The sequence below is a fragment of the Streptomyces sp. NPDC052109 genome, from assembly GCF_040680195.1.
In the GTDB taxonomy this organism is placed as follows: Bacteria; Actinomycetota; Actinomycetes; order Streptomycetales; family Streptomycetaceae; genus Streptomyces.
Window position 1 is genome coordinate 320262 of the sequence record NZ_JBFAWF010000007.1, and the last position, 22430, is coordinate 342691.

The window sequence follows — 22430 nt, forward strand, 5'->3', positions numbered from 1 at the left end:
ACTGCCACAGGTCGGTTACGAAACTCGGCTCGGCGTGCAATGATGTGGCCGCCAACTGCATACCGGCCGCTTGAATCCGCGCGGGAGAGTTCCCAGCAGCCTTCGCTGGGGCGCCGAAGGAGCAAGTCCCTCCCTTGAATCTCTCAGGCCCCGTTACCGCGCGGGCGAGGCACATCTGAAAAGCGGGCCGCTGCGTCAGTGGCTCCACCCAAGGTGCAAGCCGTGATCGTCCCTGTGGCGGTCCTGGCGAACCTCTCAGGTTCCGATGACAGATGGGGAGGAACGTTCCTCGCCCGTCCTGCTTCGCCCTGGGAGACGACCGACCGATGAGCAGTACCGAACTCCGTCATACCGCGCTCGATGCCGTGCATCGCTCGCTCGGTGCGACGATGACCGACTTCGCCGGCTGGGACATGCCGCTGCGCTACGGCTCCGAGCGCGACGAGCACCTCGCGGTGCGCACCAAGGCGGGCCTCTTCGACCTCTCCCACATGGGCGAGATCACCGTCACCGGCGCCGACGCGGCCGCCGTCCTGAACTTCGCCCTGGTCGGCAACATCGCCTCCGTCGGCGTCGGCCGCGCCCGCTACACCATGATCTGCCGGGCCGACGGCGGCATCCTGGACGACCTGATCGTCTACCGGCTCGCCGAGACCGAGTACATGGTCGTGGCCAACGCCTCCAACGCCCAGGTGGTGCTGGACGCGCTGACCGAGCGCGCCGCCGGCTTCGACGCCGAGGTCCGCGACGACCGGGACGCGTACGCGCTGATCGCCGTGCAGGGGCCGGAGTCGCCGGCGATCCTGAAGTCGCTGACCGACGCCGACCTCGACGGCCTGAAGTACTACGCCGGTCTGCCCGGCACCGTCGCCGGCGTGCCGGCCCTGATCGCCCGCACCGGCTACACCGGCGAGGACGGCTTCGAGCTGTTCGTGAAGCCCGAGCACGCCGTCGAGCTGTGGCAGGCGCTGACCAAGGCGGGCGAGGGCGTCGGGCTGGTCCCGTGCGGCCTGTCCTGCCGGGACACCCTGCGCCTTGAGGCGGGCATGCCGCTGTACGGGCACGAGCTGACCACCTCGCTCACCCCCTTCGACGCCGGGCTCGGCCGGGTGGTGAAGTTCGAGAAGGAGGGCGACTTCGTCGGGCGCGAGGCGCTCGCCGAGGCCGCCTCCCGCGCCGAGCAGAACCCGCCGCGCGTCCTGGTCGGCCTGGTCGCCGAGGGCCGCCGGGTGCCGCGCGCGGGGTACACCGTCGTCGCCGGCGGCGAAGTGATCGGCGAGGTCACCTCCGGCGCCCCCTCCCCCACCCTGGGCAAGCCGATCGCCATGGCCTACGTCGACGCGGCGCACGCGGCGCCGGGCACCGAGGGCGTCGGCGTGGACATCCGGGGCAGCCACGAGCCGTACGAGGTCGTGGCGCTGCCGTTCTACAAGCGCCAGAAGTAGACACTGGGCGCACTCGCGGTGTGACCCCGCGCACGTTCGCGCCACTCACCAGCGCATCCAGCAGTCCCCCCGTCACCAGCACTTTCCCGCGTACAGGAGAATTCAGGCCATGAGCAACCCCCAGCAGCTGCGCTACAGCAAGGAGCACGAGTGGCTGTCGGCCGCCGAGGACGGCGTCTCGACGGTCGGCATCACCGAGTTCGCGGCCAACGCGCTCGGCGATGTGGTCTACGCCCAGCTCCCCGAGGTCGGCTCCACGGTGACCGCGGGCGAGACCTGCGGCGAGCTGGAGTCGACCAAGTCGGTCTCCGACCTGTACTCGCCGGTCACCGGTGAGGTCACCGAGATCAACGAGGACGTCGTCAACGACCCGTCGCTGGTGAACTCGGCCCCCTTCGAGGGCGGCTGGCTGTTCAAGGTGCGCGTCACGGAGGAGCCGGCCGACCTGCTCTCCGCCGACGAGTACACCGCCCAGAACGCCGGCTGAGGAGTCGTAGCCGTATGACCGTCCTGAACACGCCCCTGCACGAGCTGGACCCGGAGATCGCCGCCGCGGTCGACGCCGAGCTCGGCCGCCAGCAGTCCACGCTGGAGATGATCGCCTCCGAGAACTTCGCTCCGCTCGCGGTGATGGAGGCGCAGGGCTCCGTCCTCACGAACAAGTACGCCGAGGGCTACCCGGGCCGCCGCTACTACGGCGGCTGCGAGCACGTCGACGTCGCCGAGCAGATCGCCATCGACCGGATCAAGGAGCTGTTCGGCGCCGAGTACGCCAACGTCCAGCCCCACTCCGGCGCCTCCGCCAACCAGGCGGCGCTGTTCGCGCTGGCCCAGCCCGGGGACACCATCCTCGGCCTGGACCTGGCGCACGGCGGCCACCTGACCCACGGCATGCGCCTGAACTTCTCCGGCAAGCAGTTCGACGTGGTCGCCTACCACGTGGACGCCGAGACCGGCCTGGTCGACATGGCCGAGGTCGAGCGGCTCGCCAAGGAGCACCGCCCTAAGGTGATCATCGCGGGCTGGTCGGCGTACCCGCGGCAGCTGGACTTCGCGGAGTTCCGCCGGATCGCCGACGAGGTCGAGGCGTACCTCTGGGTCGACATGGCGCACTTCGCGGGCCTGGTCGCGGCAGGTCTGCACCCGAACCCGGTGCCGCACGCCGACGTGGTGACCTCCACCACGCACAAGACGCTGGGCGGCCCGCGCGGCGGCATCATCCTCGCGAAGAAGGACTTCGCGAAGAAGCTGAACTCCTCCGTCTTCCCGGGCTTCCAGGGCGGCCCCCTGGAGCACGTGATCGCGGCGAAGGCGGTCTCCTTCAAGGTCGCCGCCTCTCAGGAGTTCAAGGAGCGCCAGCGTCGTACCGTGGAGGGTGCCCGCATCCTCGCCGAGCGCCTGACCGCGGCGGACGCCCGTGAGGCCGGGGTGAACGTCCTGTCCGGCGGCACGGACGTGCACCTCATCCTCGTCGACCTGCGCGAGTCGCAGCTGGACGGCCAGCAGGCCGAGGACCGCCTCCACGAGGTCGGTATCACGGTCAACCGCAACGCCGTCCCGAACGACCCGCGGCCGCCGATGGTCACCTCGGGCCTGAGGATCGGTACGCCGGCCCTGGCGACCCGCGGCTTCACGGCCGAGGACTTCGCCGAGGTCGCGGACGTGATCGCGGAGGCGCTGAAGCCGTCGTACGACGCCGAGGCCCTCAAGGCGCGCGTGAAGGCGCTCGCCGACAAGCACCCGCTGTACCCGGGCCTGAACAAGTAGTCCCGGGCACGTAAGTCCCCTGGTGGGGCACCCGACGGAGGATCCCGGAGGGCGCCCCACCACCCCCTGTTCTTGAGGAGTGACCGTGGCCATCTCGGTCTTCGACCTGTTCTCGATCGGCATCGGCCCGTCCAGCTCCCACACGGTCGGCCCGATGCGGGCGGCGCGGATGTTCGCCCGCCGGCTGCGCAACGAGGGGCTCCTGGAAAAGGTCGCCTCCCTGCGGACGGAGCTGTACGGCTCCCTGGGCGCGACCGGGCACGGCCACGGCACCCCGAAGGCCGTCCTGCTCGGCCTGGCCGGCGACTCGCCGCGCACGGTGGACGTGGAGACGGCGGACGCGCGGGTGGAGGCGATCAAGGCCGAGGGCCGGATCGAGCTCCTGGGCGAGCACGAGATCGCGTTCGACTTCGACCAGGACCTCGTGCTGCACCGCCGCAAGGCCCTGCCGTACCACGCCAACGGCATGACGCTGTGGGCGTACGACGCCTCGGGCGCGGAGCTGCTGTCGAAGACGTACTACTCGGTCGGCGGCGGCTTCGTGGTGGACGAGGACGCGGTCGGCGCGGACCGGATCAAGCTGGACGACACGGTCCTGAAGTACTCCTTCCGCACGGGCGACGAGCTGCTGCGCCTGACGAAGGAGACCGGTCTGTCGATCTCCTCCCTGATGCTGGAGAACGAGCGGGCCTGGCGCACGGAGGAGGAGATCCGGGCCGGCCTGCTGGAGATCTGGCGGGTGATGCGCGAGTGCGTCGCGCGCGGCATGTCCCGCGAGGGCATCCTGCCGGGCGGTCTGCGGGTCCGCCGCCGCGCGGCCGTCTCCGCGCGCCAACTGCGCGCCGAGGGCGACCCCTTGGCACACGCCATGGAGTGGATCACGCTCTACGCGATGGCGGTGAACGAGGAGAACGCGGCGGGCGGCCGGGTCGTCACGGCCCCGACGAACGGGGCGGCCGGCATCATCCCGGCCGTCCTGCACTACTACATCAACTTCGTGCCCGGCGCCGACGAGGAGGGCGTGGTCCGCTTCCTGCTGGCCGCCGGCGCGATCGGCATGCTCTTCAAGGAGAACGCCTCCATCTCCGGCGCCGAGGTCGGCTGCCAGGGCGAGGTCGGCTCCGCCTGCTCCATGGCGGCGGGCGCGCTGGCCGAGGTGCTCGGCGGCTCCCCGGAGCAGGTGGAGAACGCGGCCGAGATCGGCATGGAGCACAACCTGGGCCTGACCTGCGACCCGGTCGGCGGCCTGGTCCAGATCCCGTGCATCGAGCGCAACGGCATGGCCGCGGTGAAGGCCGTCACCGCCGCCAGGATGGCCATGCGCGGCGACGGCTCCCACAAGGTGTCCCTGGACAAGGTCATCAAGACCATGAAGGACACCGGCGCGGACATGTCCGTGAAGTACAAGGAGACGGCGCGGGGCGGGCTGGCGGTGAACATCATCGAGTGCTGAGGGTATGGGCCCTGACCAGCGCCTCGTGTCTTCGAGCGCTGGTCGGGGTGGATGTCATCCGATACATGAGTGCTACGGGAGACGGTCCACGGACGCAGGCAGGGCACGGCGCTCGGTGATCACACAGGGACCGCTTCGACCACGCCGTCTCCCGCGTGAACGACGTCCCGCCCACCGAAGCCATCACCGGCCACGCCGGCACTCCTCGCCGCGGCCGGCCTCCACGGCCACACATACGCCCTCGACGCCGTCGTCGCCGCCACCGCACTGGCCTCCCCCTCCCCTGTGACCGTCCTCACGCCGGACCCCGAGGACCTTCCGCAGTAGCCGGGGTCTCACGGGCGAGGTCAGCCCTCAAGGCCTTTGAGAATCAGGGCTGCCCGGCCTCCGTGGGCACCTCCGTACGTTTCCTGGGCATGGGCCCCCAGCGCTGCGGGTCGTGGCCGCCGCAGGAAGCACACCGCAGTGCGGCGGGTCCGCGCTCCGTCGAGGCCCGGTCGGCGTCGTGCTGGACGCCCGGGCCCGGGAGGGATGTTCCGCCAGGGGCTACCACGCGGTAACCGCCTGCTCCTACGCTGCCGTCGTCAACTCGACGACAGCGAAGGGGAGTTCAGGGATGAGCCGAGTGAGACGGCTGGCGGCACTCGCGGGGGCCGCCGCCCTGTTCGTGGTGGCGCCGGGCACCGCGCACGCCGCGGCGCCGAAGTTCTCCGAGACGACCGCGATCGGAACGCACAACGCGTACGACAAGGCCAAGTACACCTATTTCGCCCAGGCGTTGGACTCGGGTGCCTCGCTGCTTGAGATCGACGTCTACGCGGACAGCCTGAGCAAGCGCTGGCGGGTGAGCCACAGCAACCCGTGGGGCGACGACAACAACTGCGAGGCCGCGAAGACCCCGGGCGAGCTGTACAGCAAGAACCGCGACCAGGACTTCGGCAGCTGCCTGGACAACATCGCGGCCTGGAACCAGCTCCACCCCGACCACCCGCCGATCGTCTTCAAGATAGAGATGAAGGTCGGCTTCAACAACAACGGCGGACTCGGTCCGGACGAGTTCGACACCCTGATCGGCCAGAAGCTCGGCAACAGTGTCTACAAGCCGGCCGACCTGCTGGGTTCGTCGTACTCCACGCTCGACGCGGCCGCGAAGGCCAACGCCTGGCCCAGCCGCGACTCCCTCAAGGGCAAGTTCATCTTCGAGGTCATCCCCGGCACCGTAGAGATGAACAACCCCTTCGACCACTACTGGACGGACCAGGAGTACGGCGACCACCTGCGCGACCTGTACGCGGCCGGGAACATCTCACAGGCCGAGGCCTTCCCGGCGGTACTGGGCGCGGCGAACGGCGACCCGCGAGCGACCCGCTGGGCCTCCGACACCTCGATCCGCCCCTGGTTCGTGTTCTTCGACGGTGACGCGGCGACGTACGTCAACAACGGTTACGACACGTCGTTCTACTCCACGAACCACTACATCTCGATCATGACGGACGCCTACAACGTCTCCCCCGCGATCTCCTCCACCGACCCGACGGACGCGGAGGTCGCCGCCCGGCTGGCCCTGCTCGCGAAGGACCACGCGAGCATCATCACCTCCGACTGGTCGGCGAAGTCCGCGTCGGTACTGAGTTCGACGGCGACGCGGAGCTGACGTTCCCCCGCGCGGGGCGGATCGGGCGTGCCATCGTGGGGCATCACCTAACCAGCGACACCTTTCCCCCACCCGCTCTTCGAGGAGTCCCCCACATGCTCCGCGGCATCGACGTCAGCGCGTACCAGTCGTCCTCCTACGACACGAGCGGCCTCTCCTTCGCCTTCATCAAGGCGACGGAGGGCCATTCGTACGTCAGTCCCCGTGCCGGCGCCCAGGCGAAGACCGCCCGTGACGCCGGCCTGGTCGTGGGCTTCTACCACTTCCTGTGGCCCGGCGACCTCACCGCCCAGGCGGAGTACTTCGTGGCCAAGGCCCCGTCGAGGGCGGGCGACATCCTCGCCGTCGACTGGGAGACCACCGGCGACGGCACCCGAGCGAGCAACGCGGAGAAGGACACCTTCATCCGGAAGGTGAAACAGCTGCGGCCGCACCACAGGGTCGTGCTCTACACGAACAGGGACTTCTGGTTGACGGTCGACACGACCTCCTACGCCGGCGACGGCCTCTGGATCGCCGACTACGTCACGGCGGGCGAGCCCCGCATCAAGGCGAAGTGGCTCTTCCACCAGTACACCAGCGAGCCACACGACAAGGACGTGGCCAATTTCGCGAGCAAGGCGGCGCTGAAGGACTGGGCCGACGGCGCGTAGGAACTGACTCGCGGACGCGTCGACGGGTGGAGCGTCGAGCACGCGGGTACGGGCCTGGACGGTCCGCGTCCGCGGCACTCGACGATCCCGCCTTCGGCCGTCTCCCTGCCAACGCCGGGCGCCCGAGCAACGAGACAGCCAGACAGACGTCATGCGCACGAAGTGCCGAATCGGCTGCGCCGGAAGCCGTACGCGAGGAGCGGGAGGCGGCCGAAGTCAGCCCCGGAAGCCCTCCGGGCGTTCCGGGGAGGCCTCCGCGAGGGCCTTCTTCACTCCCTCCACGCCTGCGCGCAGGCCGTACACCGGGGAGCCCGGCTGCTGGCGCCAGGAGTCGTCGAGGCCACCCGCGTCGACCGTGTCGAAGCCGAGTTCGTCGATGAGGGCGCGGACGGCTCGCTTGGCCTGCTCGTCGTCGCCCGCGACCGGGACGGCGATGCGCTCGGGGTCGCCCGCGGGGCGGTGGCGGTCCAGGATGTCCTGGGCGTAGGTGCCGTTGAAGGCCTTGATCACCGGGTGGCCCAGGTGCTGCTCGGTCCAGCGGCTCTCGGTCAGGCCGTCGTCCTCGATGGCCGCGATCCGGCCGTCGCGCTCCCGCGGGTAGTAGTTGCCGGTGTCGATGACCGCGACTCCCTCGGCGGCGCCCTCCAGCAGTCCGGAGGGGAGGTTCGGGACCGCCTTGAGGGGGACGGTGACGACCACCAGCCGGGCGCCCTTGGCCGCCTCCTCGGCCCGGACCGGGGTCGCGCCGGTCTCCCGGGCCAGCTCCTCGAGGGTCTCGGGGCCACGGGAGTTGGCCACGGAGACGTCGTGACCGAGGGCGGTGAGCCGGCGGGTGAGGTTGCCGCCGATGTTCCCCGCGCCGATGATGCCGATCTTCATGTCAGGCCCTCCGGATGATGACGAGCGGTTGCATGCATGCGCATGCTTCTGTGCTCGGCGTCAACCCTCGTCGGCCTGCGGCTATTCCGCCGGTGCGGCGATCGGGTGAGGGGTACGGGCGCGTGCGGCTCAGAGGCGTACCACGCTCCTGCCCGTGTGCCGGTTGGACTCCATCAGGCGGTGTGCGTCCCGGATGTCGTCCAGGCCGTCGTACACCTCGGCGATCACCGGGCGCAGCGAACCGTCGGCGAGGCCGGCGGGCATGACAGAGGGGCCCTCACCGCGGTGAGGGCCCCTCTCGGCGCGTCACTTGTTCAGGTAGGCCCAGAACTCGTCGAACGACAGGACCTTGTCGCCGTTGATGTCGCGCTGCTTGATGATGGCCTCGGCGACCGTCTCCGTGACGTTCCAGTCACCTTGCTGGGCCAGGGCGGTCTTGAACTCGGCGGCGGTGATGAATCCGTCACCGTCCGCGTCGATCCGCTGGAACTGCTTGCGTGCTTCCTCGATGTCCGCCACCGATCCGCCCCTTATGGTCGTGTTTCTCATGCCGTGCTGGCGTACTGACGCTGGTCAGATTAACGGCCCGGCCAGGCCTTCAGTGCCTCGACCACCCAGCCGAACTCCTCCTCGAACCTCGGCGGCTCCTGCTCGCCCTTGATCACCGCCGCCAACTCCCGGTAGCGGGCGACCTCGTTGCCGAGGTCGATGCGGCGGAGCACGGCCGCGCGGTCGGTGCCCGCGCCGAGCAGCTCGGTCAGCACAGCGTCGGCCTCCGGTGACCGCGGAGCCACTCCGCGTTCGCGCGCCGCGCCGACCAGCTCGACCAGGCGCTTGAAGAACATCGCCGAGGCACCGGCCGGGGTGTCCGGGGCGCGGTCGGCGGCGTTGAACTCGATCATCCTGCGCATCGCGGCCCGGAAGCCGGGGTTCTGAAGCAGTTCCGCCAGCTCCACCCAGGCGTCGACCTGCTCCGGGGCCGGATCGTCCGGCAACTGCACGCCGATGCTGCGGGTCCGCTCGCGGATCCAGGGGTCGGCCGTGTCCAGCCCGTGGAAGATCTCCTCCACGAAGTCGTCCACGATCCGCTGCCGTTCCGCGGCCGACAGCCGCGCCAGTTTGTTCATGAGGGTCATCTCCTCCGCCGTCGAGCCTCGTCGGGCGACCGTCGACAGCACCGCGCGGGTCACCTTCAGCGACCGGATCTGCGCGTCCAGGGCGGCGACGTGCGTGGCCGCGACCTCGGCGACCGTCCGCTCCCCGGCCAGCACCTTCCGTACGTCGTCCAGGCCGAGCCCCAGCTCGCGCAGGGTGCGGATCAGCTCCAGGCGGGCCACGGCGGTGCCGTCGTAGAGCCGGTAGCCGCCGGACGACCGGGCCGTCGGGGCGAGGACGCCCTCGTCGGACCAGTAGCGGATGGTGCGCACGGTCAGGCCGGTGGCCCTGGCCAGCTCGCCGATGGTGAGGAGTCCGGTGCCGTCTTCGGTCATGTGCGCGAGTCTGGGCCTTCCAGCGGGTGGAGACTCAAGGAAGCGGGTCGCAGGTGGTGCGCCACACCGGTGCGACCTCGTGCGGTGTCGTGGGGGCGGTGGCCTCCGTGGCGGCGAGGACGACACCCGGGGACAGGGCGGTGGCGACGGTGGGGCGCCGCAGACGGGTGATGATCTTTTGCGGCACGAGCGGCCGTCCGGCCCGGCCGCATGGATCACCACCCGCAAGGCGCGTGTCCAACCGGCCCTGCGATCAGCGGAAGATGCCGGTGTGCCCGAGCGAGTAGCGGCCCGGCTGCGGATAGACCGCGAGGCCGTGCGGTCCGCTGCCGACCTTGATGCGGGCCAGTTCCCTGCCCGTGCCGGTGTCGATCGCGTACACCTCGGCGTTGTAGCGGCCGGACAGCCACAGGATCTTGCCGTCGGCGGAGACGCCGCCCATGTCGGGGCTGCCGCCGCCGGGCAGGTGCCACTTCTTGGTGAGCCGGTTCTGGGCGAAGTCGAAGACGGAGATGGAGCCCTCACCCCGGTTGGAGATGTACATCTCCCGCGAGTCGCGGCTGATGTAGAGGCCGTGGGCGCCCTTTCCGGTGTAGAGGAAGCGGGGCCGGGTGAACCTGTCGCCGTCGAGGATCCACAGGCCGTTGGCCACCATGTCGGCGATGTAGAACAGCTTGCCGTCCGGTGAGATCTTGACGTCCTGCGGCATCGCGCCGTGGAAGGGCAGCCGCTCCTGGGCGAGGATCTTCATCTTGGCGGTGTCGACCTTGAGGATCTCGCCGCTGAACTCGCAGGAGACGATGAAGTACCGGCCGTCCGGGGAGAAGTCGGCGTGGTTGACGCCGTAGCAGCTGGCCGGCACGGCCTTGACGACCTTCATGGTGTGCGCGTCGCGGAAGACCAGCTGGCGGTCCATCGAGGCCATGACGACGGCGTACCTGCCGTCGGGCGTGAAGTACAGGTTGTACGGGTCGTGCACGACGACGGCCTTGCCGGCCTTGCCGGTCCTCGGGTCGATCGGGGTGAGGCTGTTGCCGAGGTCGTTGTTGACCCAGAGGGTCTTCAGGTCCCAGGACGGCACGACGTGCTGGGGCTGGCGGCCGACCGGGATGGTGTCGATGATCTTGTAGGTCTTCGGGTCGATGACCGTGACGGTGTTGGAGTTGGTGTTGGGGACGTACACCCGGGACGGGAAGTCCCGGACCACTGGCGAGAGTTGGTTCGGGCGGTCGGCGGAGTAGAGGTCTTTCGGGTTCTCGACCGGCGGCATGCCGGGCAGCACGTTCACCTGCCGCTTGCCGTTGCCCGGCTGGGCCGGCGCCTTGCTGGCCAAGGTTTCGTCGCGGTGGGGCCGGGACCCCGCACTGCACGCGGACAGCAGCGTCAGGGCGGTGAGGGCGGCACCGGCTGCCAGCAGCCGGGCGGCGTTCGTGGTTCGCATCAGCTCAGCAGCTCCGTGGTGGTGACCGCGCGCAGTCCGCGGCCGTCGAGTTCGTGCAGGAGGACGGGCAGGGCGGCGACCGTGTCCGGGTACCCGAAGTGCAGGCTCACCACCGACCCGTTCCGCGCTTCGGCGAGAACCTTGCGGGTGACGGCGGCGGCGCCGGGGCGGGTGTAGTCGAGCGAGTCGACGTCGTACGACAGCACGTGCGGGTATCCGGCGGCGCGGGCGAGCCGGGCGACCAGCGGGGATGCGGTCGGTGAACGCGAGGGGCGGAACCAGGTGCCGATGGAACCGGTGAGGCGCTTCAACCGGTCCGCGCAGTCGGTGATCTCCTTGCGGGCGTCCGCCTCCGGCAGGGCGTTGACGGCGATGTGGCGCTGGGTGTGGTTGCCGAGGTCGTGGCCGCCGTCGAGGATCCGGCGGGCCACGTCGGGGTGTTCGTCCAGCCAGGTGCCGACGGCGAGCACGGTGAGACGGGCGCCGTGCTGCTCGGCCGCGGTGAGCAGGGAGTGGGCGATGGCGGGATCGCCCTGGCCGTGGAAGGTGAGGGCGATCCGGGGGCGGGTGCGCGGGCCGTGGGCGATCTGGGCGGGCTGCCCGGGATAGGCCTGGGGGGTGGGGGCCGCCTTGACGCCGGCCGTGGGGGTGCCGGCCGGACGGTGGCCGGAGGGGGTGGCGGACGGGGACCCGGGGTCTGTGGCGTTGGGCGGGGCGGCCTGGCCTGCGCCGCAACCGGCGGCGAGCGCGCCGCCGGCGACGAGCCCGGCGCCCGCGCGCAGCACCCCGCGTCGGTTGGTGGTGGTCACCCGCACCATTTAAGGGGGGTTAGGTAAGAAAACCGCCGATTGGCCCGAAAGAGGGACGATTTCGGGTCGCCGTAAGGCGAATGCCGCCCCCTCGCTACCGGTCGGCCACCCGCATCTCGAACCAGGTCGTCTTGCCGCGCGGCAGCAGATCCACGCCCCACCGGTCCGACAGCCTGTCCACGAGGAAGAGGCCCCGGCCGCTGACGTCCATCTCCTGCACCGGCATCAGACAGGGCAGGCCGCGCGAGGGGTCGCGGACCTCCACCCGGATCCAGCCGGGGCGGCGGCGCATGCGGAGGCCGAAGACCCGGGCGCCGGTGTGGCGTACGGCGTTGCCGACGAGTTCCGACACGAGTAAGACGGCGTCCTCGGTGAGCTTGGGGGGCAGCCGCCAAGTGCGCAGCACGACGACCTGGGCGAGCCGGCGGGCGGTGGCCGCGGACTCCGGGCGGGACGGCAGGGGCACCTCCGCCTCCGTCGGGTTGCCGAACAGTTCGAGCGCCTTGAGCGCCTGTTCGTCCTCGACCGCGGGCGACCAGCGTGCCTCGGCCGCACGGCTGTCTCCCCGCGGCTGTTCGATGCCCTCCAGCCCCGCCATGTCCCCATGATGGCGGCACGGAGCCGTCTTGGGGGCCGTTCCGGAGGAATACGCCCCCCGTGCGCCCCCTTTCCCCACCGCGCGATCGGCATATGCCGAAGGCATGTCACCCGTCGGTAATCCCTCGTTGACCTGCGAGGACGGCTCACTTCCGGGCAACCTTCCGGCTCCCTCGACGGCGCGGACTTAAGGCTGCCTTAAGGCTCCCATAAACCGCTCCATCGAGGGACCCGGATGAGACGAGACGTCAATTGCAAGGGTTACCAAGGGAGTTAAGGGGAAGTTCACATCGCTGACGCTCAGCGGAACTTGGCCTTGCCCGGGCCCTCCTCCACGAAGCTGCGCATGCCGGTCTCCCGGTCCTCGGTGGCGAACAGACCCGCGAACCAGTTCCGTTCGACGGCGAGCCCGGTGTCGATGTCGGTCTCCAGCCCGGTGTCGACCGACTCCTTCGCCGCGCGCAGGGCGATCGCCGGGCCCTGGGCGAGCTTCGCGGCCCAGGCGTGCGCCTGCTCGTACACCTCGGCGGCCGGGACCACCCGGTCCACCAGGCCGATCGCGAGGGCCTCGTCGGCCTTGACCTGACGGCCCGTGAAGATGAGGTCCTTGGCCTTGGAGGGGCCGACCAACCGGGGCAGCCGCTGGGTGCCGCCGGCGCCCGGGATCAGGCCGAGCAGGATCTCGGGCTGGCCGAGCTTGGCGTTGTCGGCGGCGATGCGGTAGTCGGCGCACAGGGCCAGCTCGCAGCCTCCGCCGAGGGCGTAGCCGGTGATGGCCGCGACGACGGGTTTGGGGATGCGGGCCACGGCCGTGAAGGAGTCCTGCAGGCCGCGGGCGCGCAGGACCATCCCGGTGTGGTCCATGTTCTGCATCTCCTTGATGTCCGCGCCCGCCGCGAACACCCGCTCGCCGCCGTAGATCACCACGGCGCGCACGTCCTCGCGGCGCGTGGCCTCCTCGGCGAGCTCTTTCAGCCGGTCCTGGGTGGCCACGTCCAGCGCGTTCATCGGCGGACGGTCCAGACGCAGGGTTCCGACGCCTTCGGCGACTTCGAGAGAGACGGTCATGCGGGCCAGGTTAACGGCCACTAACGACAATGGACCCGGTGCCGTGGATCACAGCACCGGGTCCGTACGTCACCCAGGGGTTATTTCGTCCACTCCGCCCACGACAGGTTCCAGCCGTTGAGCCCGTTCGCCGGGTCCACCGTGCGGTCGTGGGAGTTCTTCACGATCACCACGTCACCGATGAGCGAGTGGTTGAACATCCAGGCGGCCGGGGTGGAGCCGTCGTAGCCGCCGCGCACGTCGCGCAGGCCGACGCAGCCGTGGCTGGCGTTGTAGTTGCCGAATGCGCCGCCGCCCCAGTAGTTGCCGTGCAGGAAGGTGCCGGAGGTGGTCAGGCGCATGGCGTGCGGGACGTCCTTGATGTCGTACTCGCCGCCGTAGCCGACCGTCTCCCCGTTCATCCGGGTGACGGCGAGCTTCTCGCTGATGACCATCTGGCCGTTCCAGGTGTCGTAGCCGGGCTTGCCGGTGGTGACCGGGATGGTCTTGATGACCTTGCCGTCCTGGGTGACCTTCATCGTGTGCTTCTTGGCGTCCACGACGGAGACCTGGTTGCGGCCGATGGTGAACCTGATGGTCTTGTGCTGCTTGCCGTAGACGCCGTCGCGGCCTTCGACACCGTCCAGGTTCAGGTCGACGGTGACCTTGGTGCCTTCCTTCCAGTACTTCTCGGGGCGGAAGTCCAGCCGATCGTTGCCGAACCAGTGGCCCTCGACGTCGACGGCCGGCTCGGTCCTGATTTTGATGGCCTTCTCGACGGCCTGCGGATCGGTGATGCCCCGGGTGAAGTTCACGGAGAACGGCATGCCCACGCCCACCGTGGAGCCGTCCTCGGGGGTGAAGTAGCCGAGGAAGGTGTTCTTCGGGGTGAGGGTGGTGAACGTGGAGTCCTCGGCCGCCTCACGTCCCTCGGTGTCCTTGGCGACCGCGTGCACCGTGTACTTGGTGGAGGCGGCCAGATGGCTCGACGGGGTCCAGGCCGTACCGCCGCCGGTGATGGCGCCGGCGACCGTCTGCCCCCTGGTGTCCTTGACGGTGACCTCGGTCAGCTTGCCCTTGGTGACGTTCACCTTCAGCGCGCCGGAGGTGTCGACGCCGGTGGCACCGGTCTTGGGCGAGATGGCGACGGCGGCGGTGGACTGCTGCTTGCCCTGCTGGGTGCTGGAGTCCTTGCCCTTGCCGTCGCCCACGCCCTTGCCGCCGCCCCCACCGCACGCCGCGAGGGAGAGCACCAGGGCGCCGGCTATGAGTGCCAACCCCGTACGGCCTCGCCGCCCCGCCACCGACGCCCCCGGTACAGGCCGCATGTTCAAGTTGTTCTCCCCTCGCCGGACCTGATCAGGCCCGCTCCCCACCACACTGGTGCGCGCATATTAACCGCCTGGTTTTGAGCGGGGTGTCAGGCGAATGTCACCGTTCCGTCGCAACTTCCGCCTGGCGCGGTCACCCCGGCCCCTCCCCCGGAATTCCTACCCGTCCCGCCCCGAAAGCGTGCCGGGCCGCGGCGACATGGCCCGGGGCAACTCGGCCGTGGCGGCGTCGGCGGGGAAGGACGTCTCGATGGTGACCCCGTCCGGCGTCATGTCCCGGGAGACCCGAGGACGGTGGTGGTGTGCGGGAGGCTGAGCTCGCCGAAGTCCGTACCGGGCGGCAGCGGGACGACCAGGACCTCGGTGCGCCCGCCGGTGGCGTACCGGCGGGGACCGGGTAGGACTCGATCTCGGCCGGCAGCTCCACCGGGCCCTGCGTGCGGTCGCTCTCAGCACGTTCCGGGCAGGCCCGCACGACGCGGGCGGGAGGTCGCCCGGGAACGCTGTCGCGGCGTCGTCGGCGAGCAGCGTCGCGGCTCGGGGTGGCACGCCCCGGCTCTACGCAACCGAGGCGCCGGGTGGCGAGGTCGGCCGCCACCGCGACATCCCGTTGCGAACGGCGGCGGTGCTCCCGCCGGCGTCGTACCAGCGCTCCGACCGGTTCCGCGGTGACCGTGCCCGAGGCCGGCCGGTCACGGCGTTGACGCCGATGACCTCGCGAGTCGTCGACGCCGGCCGGCTGCGGGGCGCGGGTCTCCGGCTTCCGAAGGAACGAAGTCCCGCGATCACGTGACCGCGGGATTCGCCGTCCACTGCCTCCACGTCATGTTCCAGCCGCCCAGGCCGTTGTCGGGGGCGACGGTCTTCTCCTCGCTGTTGACCACTTCGATGACGTCACCGACGAGACTGCGGTCGAAGAACCAGCCCGCCGGCGTGTCCGAGCTGCCACCCCTGACGTCCCTGAGGCCCACGCAGCCGTGACTGACGTTGACGCGCCCGGGGGCGTCCGGCGACCAGTAGTTGCCGTGCACGAAGGTCCCCGAGTCGGTGAGCTTCATCGCGTGCGGGACGTCGGGGATGTCGTACTCGCCGCCGAAGCCGACCGTACGGCCGTTCATGCGGGTGACGTCCAGCATGTCCATCACCACCATCTTGCCGTTGTACGTGGGGTTCTCCGGGGCGCCCGCGGTGATCGGCACCACGGCGAGCAGCCGGCCGTCGCGGCGTACCTGCATGGTGTGCCTGGCCGCGTCCACCAGGGAGACCTGGCTGCGGCCGACGGTGAAGGAGAAGGCCTTGTCCTGCACCCCGTACACACCGGGCGCCCCCTGGACGTCCCGCAGGTTCAGGTCGACGGTGACCTCGGTGCCGGGCTTCCAGTACTGCTCGGGGCGGAAGTCCAGCCGGCTCCGGCCGAACCAGTGCGGGCGGATCTCCACGGGCGGCCGCGCGCTGACGCGGACGGCGCGTTCGACGGCGGCGCGGTCGGTGATCTCCCGGCTGAAGGCGAGCGAGACGATCATGCCGGTGCCGACGACGGCGCGGTTCTCGGGGGTGACGTAGCCGATGAACCGCTTCTCGGGGACCATCGTGGTGAAGGTGGTGTGCCGGGCCGAGCGGCGGCCGTCGGCGTCCTGCGCCACCACGTCGACGGTGTACTTGGCGGCGAGCGCCAGCCGGTCCGCGTCCGGCTGCCAGGTCAGGCCGTCGGCGCTGATGCGCCCCGGGACGGCGGAGTCCTGCGTGTCCTGCGACTTCACGACCGTCACCTGCCGCAGGCGCCCCACGGGCACCCGCACCCGCAGCCGCTGGTCGGGGCGGACGGCCTTGCTGCCGTCCTCGGGGGTGACGTGGATGACGTCCTCGGGTGACGGGGGTTTGCCGGGCACTCCGTCCAGCCCGAGCGGGCCGGAACCGCCGAAGGAACACCCTGCCAGCAGTGCCGCCCATGTCAGTACGGCGGCCAGCGCGACCCCCGTGCGCCGCGCGCGTCCTTGTACGTGCCTCACGCGGGTCTCAACGACCGGGCCCGCTCCGGGGAAACGTGAGTGCGACGCACGCACTGGGCAGAACAGAGGGAAGGACGACACGCTGGGGAGCCGCCGCGCCCGCGCCACAGGGGGCGCCTTCGTGGATCAGATCGGTTGAAAGGGACGTAAGAGCGCGATCCAGAGGGCGCCCCCGGCCGTCGGGGCGCAGCCGTACCGGGCGGCCGAGGGTGCTGCGGGGCAGCCTCGGCTCTTCGGCACGGCCGGTTGCGCCGCCCCGGGCGAGCCACTGAAAGAGGGGCCGACAGGTGACGAGCGCAGCCGAGCAGCGGGCACCGGCCGGGGAGCCGGCCGCCGGGACCGGGCAGCAGCCGGCCGTGGTGAACGGCGCCCGGCGCGCCGCGGTGCCCTCCCCCGTGGTGTGGCCGGGCGCCCCGACACCGCTGGGGGCCCGGTTCCGGGTCGGCCCCGACGGGGTCGCGGGCACCAACTTCGCGCTGTGGGCGGGCGGGGCGGAGGCGGTCCGGGTGTGCCTGTTCGACGAGCGGGGCCGGGAGACGCAGGTTCCGCTGACCGAACTGACGCACGAGATCTGGCACGGCTTCGTGCCGGGCGTGATGCCGGGGCAGCGGTACGGCTACCGGGTGGACGGCCGCTGGGACCCGTGGACCGGCGCCCGCTGGAACCCGGCCAAGCTGCTGCTGGACCCCTACGCGCGGGCGGTGGACGGCGAGTTCGGGCTGCCGCCGGAGGCGTACGGGCACGTCCGGGACTGGCCCGAGCAGTACGTCGCCGACACCGTGCGCGACGACCGGGACTCGGCGCCGTACGTCCCCAAGGGCGTCGTCGTCCACGATGACGACGACTGGTCCGACGACCGTCGACCCAAGACGCCCTGGGCGGACTCGGTCATCTACGAGCTGCATGTGCGCGGCTTCACCAAGCTGCACCCGCAGATCCCGGAGGAGCTGCGCGGCACCTACGCCGGCCTGGCGCACCCCGCCGCGATCGAGCACCTGGTGGGGCTGGGCGTCACGGCCGTGGAGCTCCTGCCGGTCCACCAGTTCGCGCACGAGGACCATCTGCTGCGCCGCGGCCTGAAGAACCACTGGGGCTACAACTCCATCGGCTACTTCGCCCCGCACGCCGCCTACGCCGCCTCCGGTACGACGGGCCAGCAGGTCGGCGAGTTCAAGCGGATGGTGCGGGCGCTGCACGCGGCCGGCATCGAGGTCGTCCTCGACGTGGTCTACAACCACACGGCCGAGGCGGGCGAGTTGGGCCCGACGCTGTCCCTGAAGGGCATCGACAACCGCGGCTACTACCGGCTCCAGGACGACGCCCGCCGGTACGCCGACTACACCGGCTGCGGCAACACCCTGCACGTCGTCCAGCCCCAGGTGCTGCGCCTGATCACCGACTCGCTGCGGTACTGGGTGACGGAGATGGGCGTGGACGGCTTCCGCTTCGACCTGGCGGCGGCGCTGGCCCGCTCGATGCACGACGTCGACATGCTCTCCCCCTTCCTGGCCGTCATCGCCCAGGACCCGGTGCTGCGCCGGGTGAAGTTGATCGCCGAACCGTGGGACATCGGCTCCGGCGGCTACCAGGTGGGGGCCTTCCCACCGCTGTGGGCCGAGTGGAACGACCGGTATCGCAACGCCGTCCGCGACTTCTGGCGGCACGCCCTGCCGGACGTCCGCGAGATGGGCTACCGCCTGTCCGGCTCCAGCGACCTGTACGCCTGGGGCGGCCGGCGCCCGTACGCCTCGGTCAACTTCGTCACCGCGCACGACGGGTTCACCCTGCGCGACCTGGTCTCGTACGAGCGCAAGCACAACGAGGCCAACGGCGAGAACAACCGCGACGGCACCGACGACAACCGCTCCTGGAACTGCGGGGTGGAGGGCGAGACGGAGGACGAGCGGGTACGGGCCCTGCGCCGCCGTCAGCTGCGGAACCTGCTCACGACTCTCCTGCTGTCCACCGGAGTGCCCATGCTGGTGGCCGGCGACGAACTCGGCCGCACCCAGCGCGGCAACAACAACGCCTACTGCCAGGACAACGAGATCAGCTGGCTGGACTGGTCGCTGCTGGACGACCCGGCCTGGCGCCCCCTGTTCGACCTGACCTCCCGGCTGATCGCCCTGCGCCACCGGCATCCGGTGCTGCGCCGCCGCGCCTTCTTCTCCGGGCGCGCCCACTCCGCGGACGGGCTGCGCGACCTGGCCTGGTTCACCTCGCGGGGCGCGGAGATGACCGAGGGCGACTGGTACGCGCCCGCGGCCACGCTCGGCATGTACCTCTCCGGCCGGGACATCCCGGGCCGGGACGAGCGGGGCGCACCGGTCACGGACGACAGCTTCCTCGCGATCCTGCACGCGGGCGAGGGTCCGGCGGACTTCGTGCTGCCGGGGCCGCCGTGGGCCGAGTGGTACGAGGTGCTCGTGGACACCTCGCGGGAGGACCAGGCGGGTGCTCCGGGCACGGTGTGCGCGGCGGGGTCGGAGATCACGGTGCCGGAGCGGGCGGTGCTGCTGCTGCGGGTCGTGGCCCCCGCGTGACGACTGTGCGTGACGCGGATCACAGGTGCCCGGTGCAGCGTTCCGCGGCCTCCAGCGCCTTTCTCCTGGTGTAGACAGCCGGCGAGAACGGGGACCGTGAGGATGGAGCAGGCTCGGGCCGGTGAGTACGACGCGTTCGTGGCGGCCCGCTGGTCGGTGTTGTTCCATCTGGCCCGTCTGCTCACCGGGGGCGATCGGCACCGCGCCGAGGACCTGTTGCAGGACTCCTTGGTCAAGCTGTGGTTCGTCTGGCCGAAGGTCGCCGACGAGGCGCCGGAGGCCTATGTGCGCAAGGTGCTGGCGCGGGCCGCGGCCCGCTCGGCGCGCCGGCGCTGGTGGGGCGAGCGGCCCGTGGAGGTGCTGCCCGAGGTGGCGGCGGCCGGCGATGTGTCGGCGACCGTGGCCGAGCGCTCCCGGCTGGAGTCGGCACTCGCCCGGTTGAGTCCGCAGCAGCGGGCCGCCGTGGTGCTGCGCTACTACCAGGACCTGCCCGACCGGCAGGTCGCGGAGGTCCTGGGCTGTCCGGTGGGCACCGCCCGGTCCCACGCCGCACGCGGGGTGGCCCGGCTGCGCGGGCTGCTGGCCGACGTCATCGAGCCGGTGAAGTGAGGGGGGAGCCATGAAGCACGTGGACGACACCGAGCGGATGGACCACTTCGAGCGGCAGCTGACGCGGCTCATGCACGGCGCCGGTGAGCAGACGGCCTTCGACGCCCGGCAGCGGGACCGCCTCCACGCGGGCGTGCGGGCCCGGCGCCGGGTGCGCGCGGCGCGCCGGGCCGCCGGTTCGGTGCTGGCGGTGGCCGGGCTCGGCCTCGGCCTGTTCCTGTGGCCGCACGGGCACACCGACGACCGGCCCAGCGCACCGCATCCCCGGCCCGCGATCAGCCCGACGCCCGTGCCGAGCAGTGTGCCCACCACCTCGCCGAGCACGTCGGACTCGCCGAGCGCGCCGCCGTCACCGCCCACGTCGACGGACTTCCCGCACTCGACCCCGACCACGGCCAATCCGCCGGGTACCGGCGGGAGTTCGGCCACCACCGGTGGTCGGCCGCCGTCCGCGACGACGACCTCCGAGGACACCGTCGGCACCACCGCGCCGGCCTCGGCCGCGGTGAGCGACCCGGCCGTGCCGTCGGACGACCCCTCGTCGGTGACCAGCCCGACCGGCTGACCCCCGCCGCCCCTGCCACCCGCTTCCTTCGGCATGCCCGACCAACAAGAACAAACGGGGAAAAACGTGATGAAACTCCGACCTGGCCGCTCGTCGGCCCTGGCCCCCGCACCCCGGCGCGCACCCCTGCCGACACAGGCCGGGGAGCCCGTCCTCGATCTGGCCGTACCGGTGTTCAACGAGGAGAAGGACCTGGAGCCGAACGTACGGCGGCTGCACACGCATCTGCGGGACACCTTCCCCTACCCGTTCCGGATCACCATCGCGGACAACGCGAGCACCGACGGCACCCCGCTCATCGCCGCCCGGCTCGCCGACGAGCTGCCCGAGGTGGTCTCGCTGCGGCTGCCGGAGAAGGGCCGGGGACGGGCGCTCAGGGCGGCCTGGTCGGGGTCGCGGGCGCCGGTGCTGGCGTACCTGGACGTGGACCTGTCCACCCAGCTCGCGGCGCTGCTGCCGCTGGTCGCGCCGCTCATATCCGGCCACTCCGACCTGGCCATCGGCACCCGGCTCGCGCCCGGGGCACGGGTGGTGCGCGGCACCAAGCGCGAGGTCATCTCCCGCTGCTACAACGTCCTGCTGCGCTGCACGCTCGCCGTGGGCTTCTCCGACGCGCAGTGCGGTTTCAAGGCGGTGCGCCGCGAGGTCGCCGAGCGGCTGCTGCCGCTGGTGCGGGACGGGGAGTGGTTCTTCGACACCGAACTGCTGGTGCTGGCCGAGCGGGCGGGCCTGAGGATCCACGAGGTCCCGGTGGACTGGGTCGACGACCCCGACAGCAGCGTCGACATCGTCGCCACGGCGCTGGCCGACCTGCGCGGGATCGTACGGATGCGGCGGACCCTGGCCCGCCGCGGACCGGTGGCCTCATGACGGCGACCGTGCCCCGCACACTGCTCTCCGCGGCGCGGCCGGCGCCCGTCTCCCGGCTGCGGACGGCCGCCCGCCGGCACGGCCCGGTACTCGCGCTGTTCGGCGCGCTGAAGCTGACGGGCTTCCTGTCCTTCCTGTACCTGCTCTCCTCCGCCGGGGACTACCGCACCAAGGACCCCCGTTTCGGCGGCGGGGTACACCCCTGGGACGTGCTGGCCACCTGGGACGGCTGGTGGTACCGGCAGATCGCCCTGCACGGCTACGACCCGCAGCTCGTCCATGTCCCCGGCGCCACCGGGCTGGTCACGCTGGAGGGCAACTCGGCCGCGTTCTTCCCGCTCTACCCGGCCCTGATGCGGATGGTCATGGCCGTCACCGGCCTCGGTTCGTACGGCGCGGGCCTGCTGGTGTCGGTGCTCGCCTCCTTCGCCGCCGCCCTCGGCGTCCACGCGGTCGCCGAGCGCTTCGGCGGACGGCGGGCCGGACTCGCCGCGGCCGGGCTGTGGGCGGTGTGGCCGGGCTCGGGCGTGGAGTGGGCGGTCTACTCCGACTCCCTCTACGTGGCCCTGGCCGCCTGGACCTGTCACGCCGTCATGACCCGCCGCTGGCTGACCGCCGGCGTCCTCGCCTTCGCGGCCGGGCTCAACCGGCCCACGGCCGCCGCCCTGATCGCCGGGCTCGGCGTCGCCGCGCTGCTCTCGCTGCGCCGCCGCGAGGACGGCACCCTGCGCCCGTTGCTCGCGGCGGTCCTGGCCCCGCTGGGCCTGATCGGCTATCTGCTCTGGGTCGGCAACCGCATGGGCGACCTGGGCGGCTACTTCACGCTGCAGTCGGGCGCCTGGGCGCACGAGTTCGACTACGGCAGGCAGACCCTGGACGTGCTCACGTCGGTACCGGTGGGCCACTTCGGCGGATACCTGTTCGCGTACCCCTTCGCGGACGTCGTCGGCGTCGGTGTGGTCCTGCTGGCGTGCGCGCTGCTCCCTCTGCTGCTCCGTCTGCGTCCGCCGGCGGTGCTGGTCGTGCACACCGTCCTCACGCTCGCCCTGGTCCTCGGCAGCCAGCAGATCTTCGCGAACGTCTCCCGCTACCTGCTCCCGTGCTTCCCGCTGTTCCTGCCGCTCGCGGTCGCCATGCGCCGGCTGAGCCTGCCCGTGCAGTGCACGCTGCTCGGCATCGCGGCACTCGCCTCCGGGTCGTACGCGGGGTACGCCCTGTTCGAGCTCGGCGTGCCGTGATCGCGAGGGGGCCGGTTCCCCCCGAGGAGG

21 protein-coding genes, 2 pseudogenes and 1 riboswitch are annotated in these 22430 nt (G+C 71.2%); of the genes and pseudogenes, 12 read left to right on the forward strand and 11 right to left on the reverse strand.

Annotated features, from left to right (window positions below):
* Positions 1–71: 71 nt before the first annotated feature.
* Positions 72–169, forward strand: a riboswitch (glycine riboswitch).
* A 157-nt stretch (positions 170–326) separates the two neighbouring features.
* The 7 genes and pseudogenes from gcvT (at position 327) to AB0L59_RS17950 (ending at position 6972) form a co-directional block, all read left to right on the forward strand.
* Positions 327–1445 (forward strand): glycine cleavage system aminomethyltransferase GcvT, encoded by a 1119-nt coding sequence (gene gcvT, locus AB0L59_RS17920; protein ID WP_365584238.1) that lies wholly within the window; start codon positions 327–329, stop codon positions 1443–1445.
* Between the two features lie 109 nt (positions 1446–1554).
* Entirely contained in the window at positions 1555–1932 is a 378-nt protein-coding gene (gene gcvH / locus AB0L59_RS17925; protein WP_360090855.1) for a glycine cleavage system protein GcvH, read from the forward strand.
* A 14-nt stretch (positions 1933–1946) separates the two neighbouring features.
* Positions 1947–3212: a serine hydroxymethyltransferase gene (gene glyA, locus AB0L59_RS17930; RefSeq protein ID WP_365584242.1), complete on the forward strand. Its 1266-nt coding sequence runs from the start codon at positions 1947–1949 to the stop codon at positions 3210–3212.
* Positions 3213–3297: 85 nt separating this feature from the next.
* Entirely contained in the window at positions 3298–4665 is a 1368-nt protein-coding gene (locus AB0L59_RS17935; protein WP_365584245.1) for an L-serine ammonia-lyase, read from the forward strand.
* A gap of 122 nt (positions 4666–4787) precedes the next feature.
* A pseudogene (locus AB0L59_RS17940) lies at positions 4788–4992 on the forward strand (DNA-binding protein); the annotation flags it as partial.
* A gap of 289 nt (positions 4993–5281) precedes the next feature.
* A complete protein-coding gene (locus AB0L59_RS17945) occupies positions 5282–6319 on the forward strand; it encodes a phosphatidylinositol-specific phospholipase C domain-containing protein (protein WP_365584248.1) in 1038 nt (345 codons plus the stop codon).
* 95 nt (positions 6320–6414) lie between these two features.
* On the forward strand, positions 6415–6972 hold the full coding sequence (locus AB0L59_RS17950; protein ID WP_365584251.1) for a GH25 family lysozyme: 558 nt from the start codon (positions 6415–6417) through the stop codon (positions 6970–6972).
* A gap of 216 nt (positions 6973–7188) precedes the next feature.
* Here AB0L59_RS17950 and AB0L59_RS17955 read toward each other — a convergent pair whose 3' ends face one another.
* From AB0L59_RS17955 to AB0L59_RS18005, 11 genes are all read right to left on the reverse strand, one after another.
* Positions 7189–7851 (reverse strand): NAD(P)-binding domain-containing protein, encoded by a 663-nt coding sequence (locus AB0L59_RS17955; protein ID WP_365584253.1) that lies wholly within the window; start codon positions 7849–7851, stop codon positions 7189–7191.
* A gap of 129 nt (positions 7852–7980) precedes the next feature.
* Positions 7981–8115, reverse strand: coding sequence for a zinc-binding dehydrogenase (locus AB0L59_RS17960; protein ID WP_365584256.1), 135 nt, complete (start codon positions 8113–8115; stop codon positions 7981–7983).
* A gap of 42 nt (positions 8116–8157) precedes the next feature.
* Positions 8158–8370 carry an EF-hand domain-containing protein gene (locus AB0L59_RS17965; RefSeq protein ID WP_365584379.1) on the reverse strand — a complete coding sequence of 71 codons (213 nt, stop codon included), beginning with the start codon at positions 8368–8370 and terminating at the stop codon, positions 8158–8160.
* A 59-nt stretch (positions 8371–8429) separates the two neighbouring features.
* Positions 8430–9341, reverse strand: a complete 912-nt coding sequence (locus tag AB0L59_RS17970; protein WP_365584259.1) for a MerR family transcriptional regulator — start codon at positions 9339–9341, stop codon at positions 8430–8432.
* A 34-nt stretch (positions 9342–9375) separates the two neighbouring features.
* Positions 9376–9528: a hypothetical protein gene (locus tag AB0L59_RS17975; RefSeq protein ID WP_365584261.1), complete on the reverse strand. Its 153-nt coding sequence runs from the start codon at positions 9526–9528 to the stop codon at positions 9376–9378.
* Between the two features lie 66 nt (positions 9529–9594).
* Positions 9595–10782 carry a beta-propeller fold lactonase family protein gene (locus tag AB0L59_RS17980; RefSeq protein WP_365584264.1) on the reverse strand — a complete coding sequence of 396 codons (1188 nt, stop codon included), beginning with the start codon at positions 10780–10782 and terminating at the stop codon, positions 9595–9597.
* The gene (locus AB0L59_RS17985) at positions 10782–11600 is read right to left on the reverse strand and encodes a polysaccharide deacetylase family protein (RefSeq protein WP_365584268.1); all 819 of its coding nucleotides are present in this window, start codon (positions 11598–11600) and stop codon (positions 10782–10784) included. The genes AB0L59_RS17980 and AB0L59_RS17985 overlap by 1 nt, the downstream gene beginning before the upstream one ends.
* Before the next feature lie 85 nt (positions 11601–11685).
* Positions 11686–12189 (reverse strand): ATP-binding protein, encoded by a 504-nt coding sequence (locus tag AB0L59_RS17990; protein ID WP_365584270.1) that lies wholly within the window; start codon positions 12187–12189, stop codon positions 11686–11688.
* A 299-nt stretch (positions 12190–12488) separates the two neighbouring features.
* Positions 12489–13256 (reverse strand): enoyl-CoA hydratase-related protein, encoded by a 768-nt coding sequence (locus AB0L59_RS17995; RefSeq protein WP_365584273.1) that lies wholly within the window; start codon positions 13254–13256, stop codon positions 12489–12491.
* A gap of 80 nt (positions 13257–13336) precedes the next feature.
* A complete protein-coding gene (locus tag AB0L59_RS18000) occupies positions 13337–14563 on the reverse strand; it encodes an Ig-like domain-containing protein (protein WP_365584276.1) in 1227 nt (408 codons plus the stop codon).
* 788 nt (positions 14564–15351) lie between these two features.
* On the reverse strand, positions 15352–16575 hold the full coding sequence (locus tag AB0L59_RS18005; RefSeq protein ID WP_365584278.1) for an Ig-like domain-containing protein: 1224 nt from the start codon (positions 16573–16575) through the stop codon (positions 15352–15354).
* 287 nt (positions 16576–16862) lie between these two features.
* Between AB0L59_RS18005 and glgX the strand changes: the two genes are divergently transcribed.
* The 5 genes and pseudogenes from glgX (at position 16863) to AB0L59_RS18030 (ending at position 22400) form a co-directional block, all read left to right on the forward strand.
* Positions 16863–19118, forward strand: a complete 2256-nt coding sequence (gene glgX, locus AB0L59_RS18010; protein WP_365584281.1) for a glycogen debranching protein GlgX — start codon at positions 16863–16865, stop codon at positions 19116–19118.
* Positions 19119–19220: 102 nt separating this feature from the next.
* A complete protein-coding gene (locus tag AB0L59_RS18015) occupies positions 19221–19727 on the forward strand; it encodes a SigE family RNA polymerase sigma factor (protein WP_365584284.1) in 507 nt (168 codons plus the stop codon).
* Positions 19728–19737: 10 nt separating this feature from the next.
* A complete protein-coding gene (locus AB0L59_RS18020) occupies positions 19738–20292 on the forward strand; it encodes a hypothetical protein (RefSeq protein WP_365584287.1) in 555 nt (184 codons plus the stop codon).
* A gap of 99 nt (positions 20293–20391) precedes the next feature.
* Positions 20392–21123: pseudogene (locus tag AB0L59_RS18025) on the forward strand (dolichyl-phosphate beta-glucosyltransferase); the annotation flags it as partial.
* A gap of 35 nt (positions 21124–21158) precedes the next feature.
* On the forward strand, positions 21159–22400 hold the full coding sequence (locus AB0L59_RS18030) for a hypothetical protein (protein ID WP_365584290.1): 1242 nt from the start codon (positions 21159–21161) through the stop codon (positions 22398–22400).
* The last annotated feature ends 30 nt before the right edge of the window (positions 22401–22430 follow it).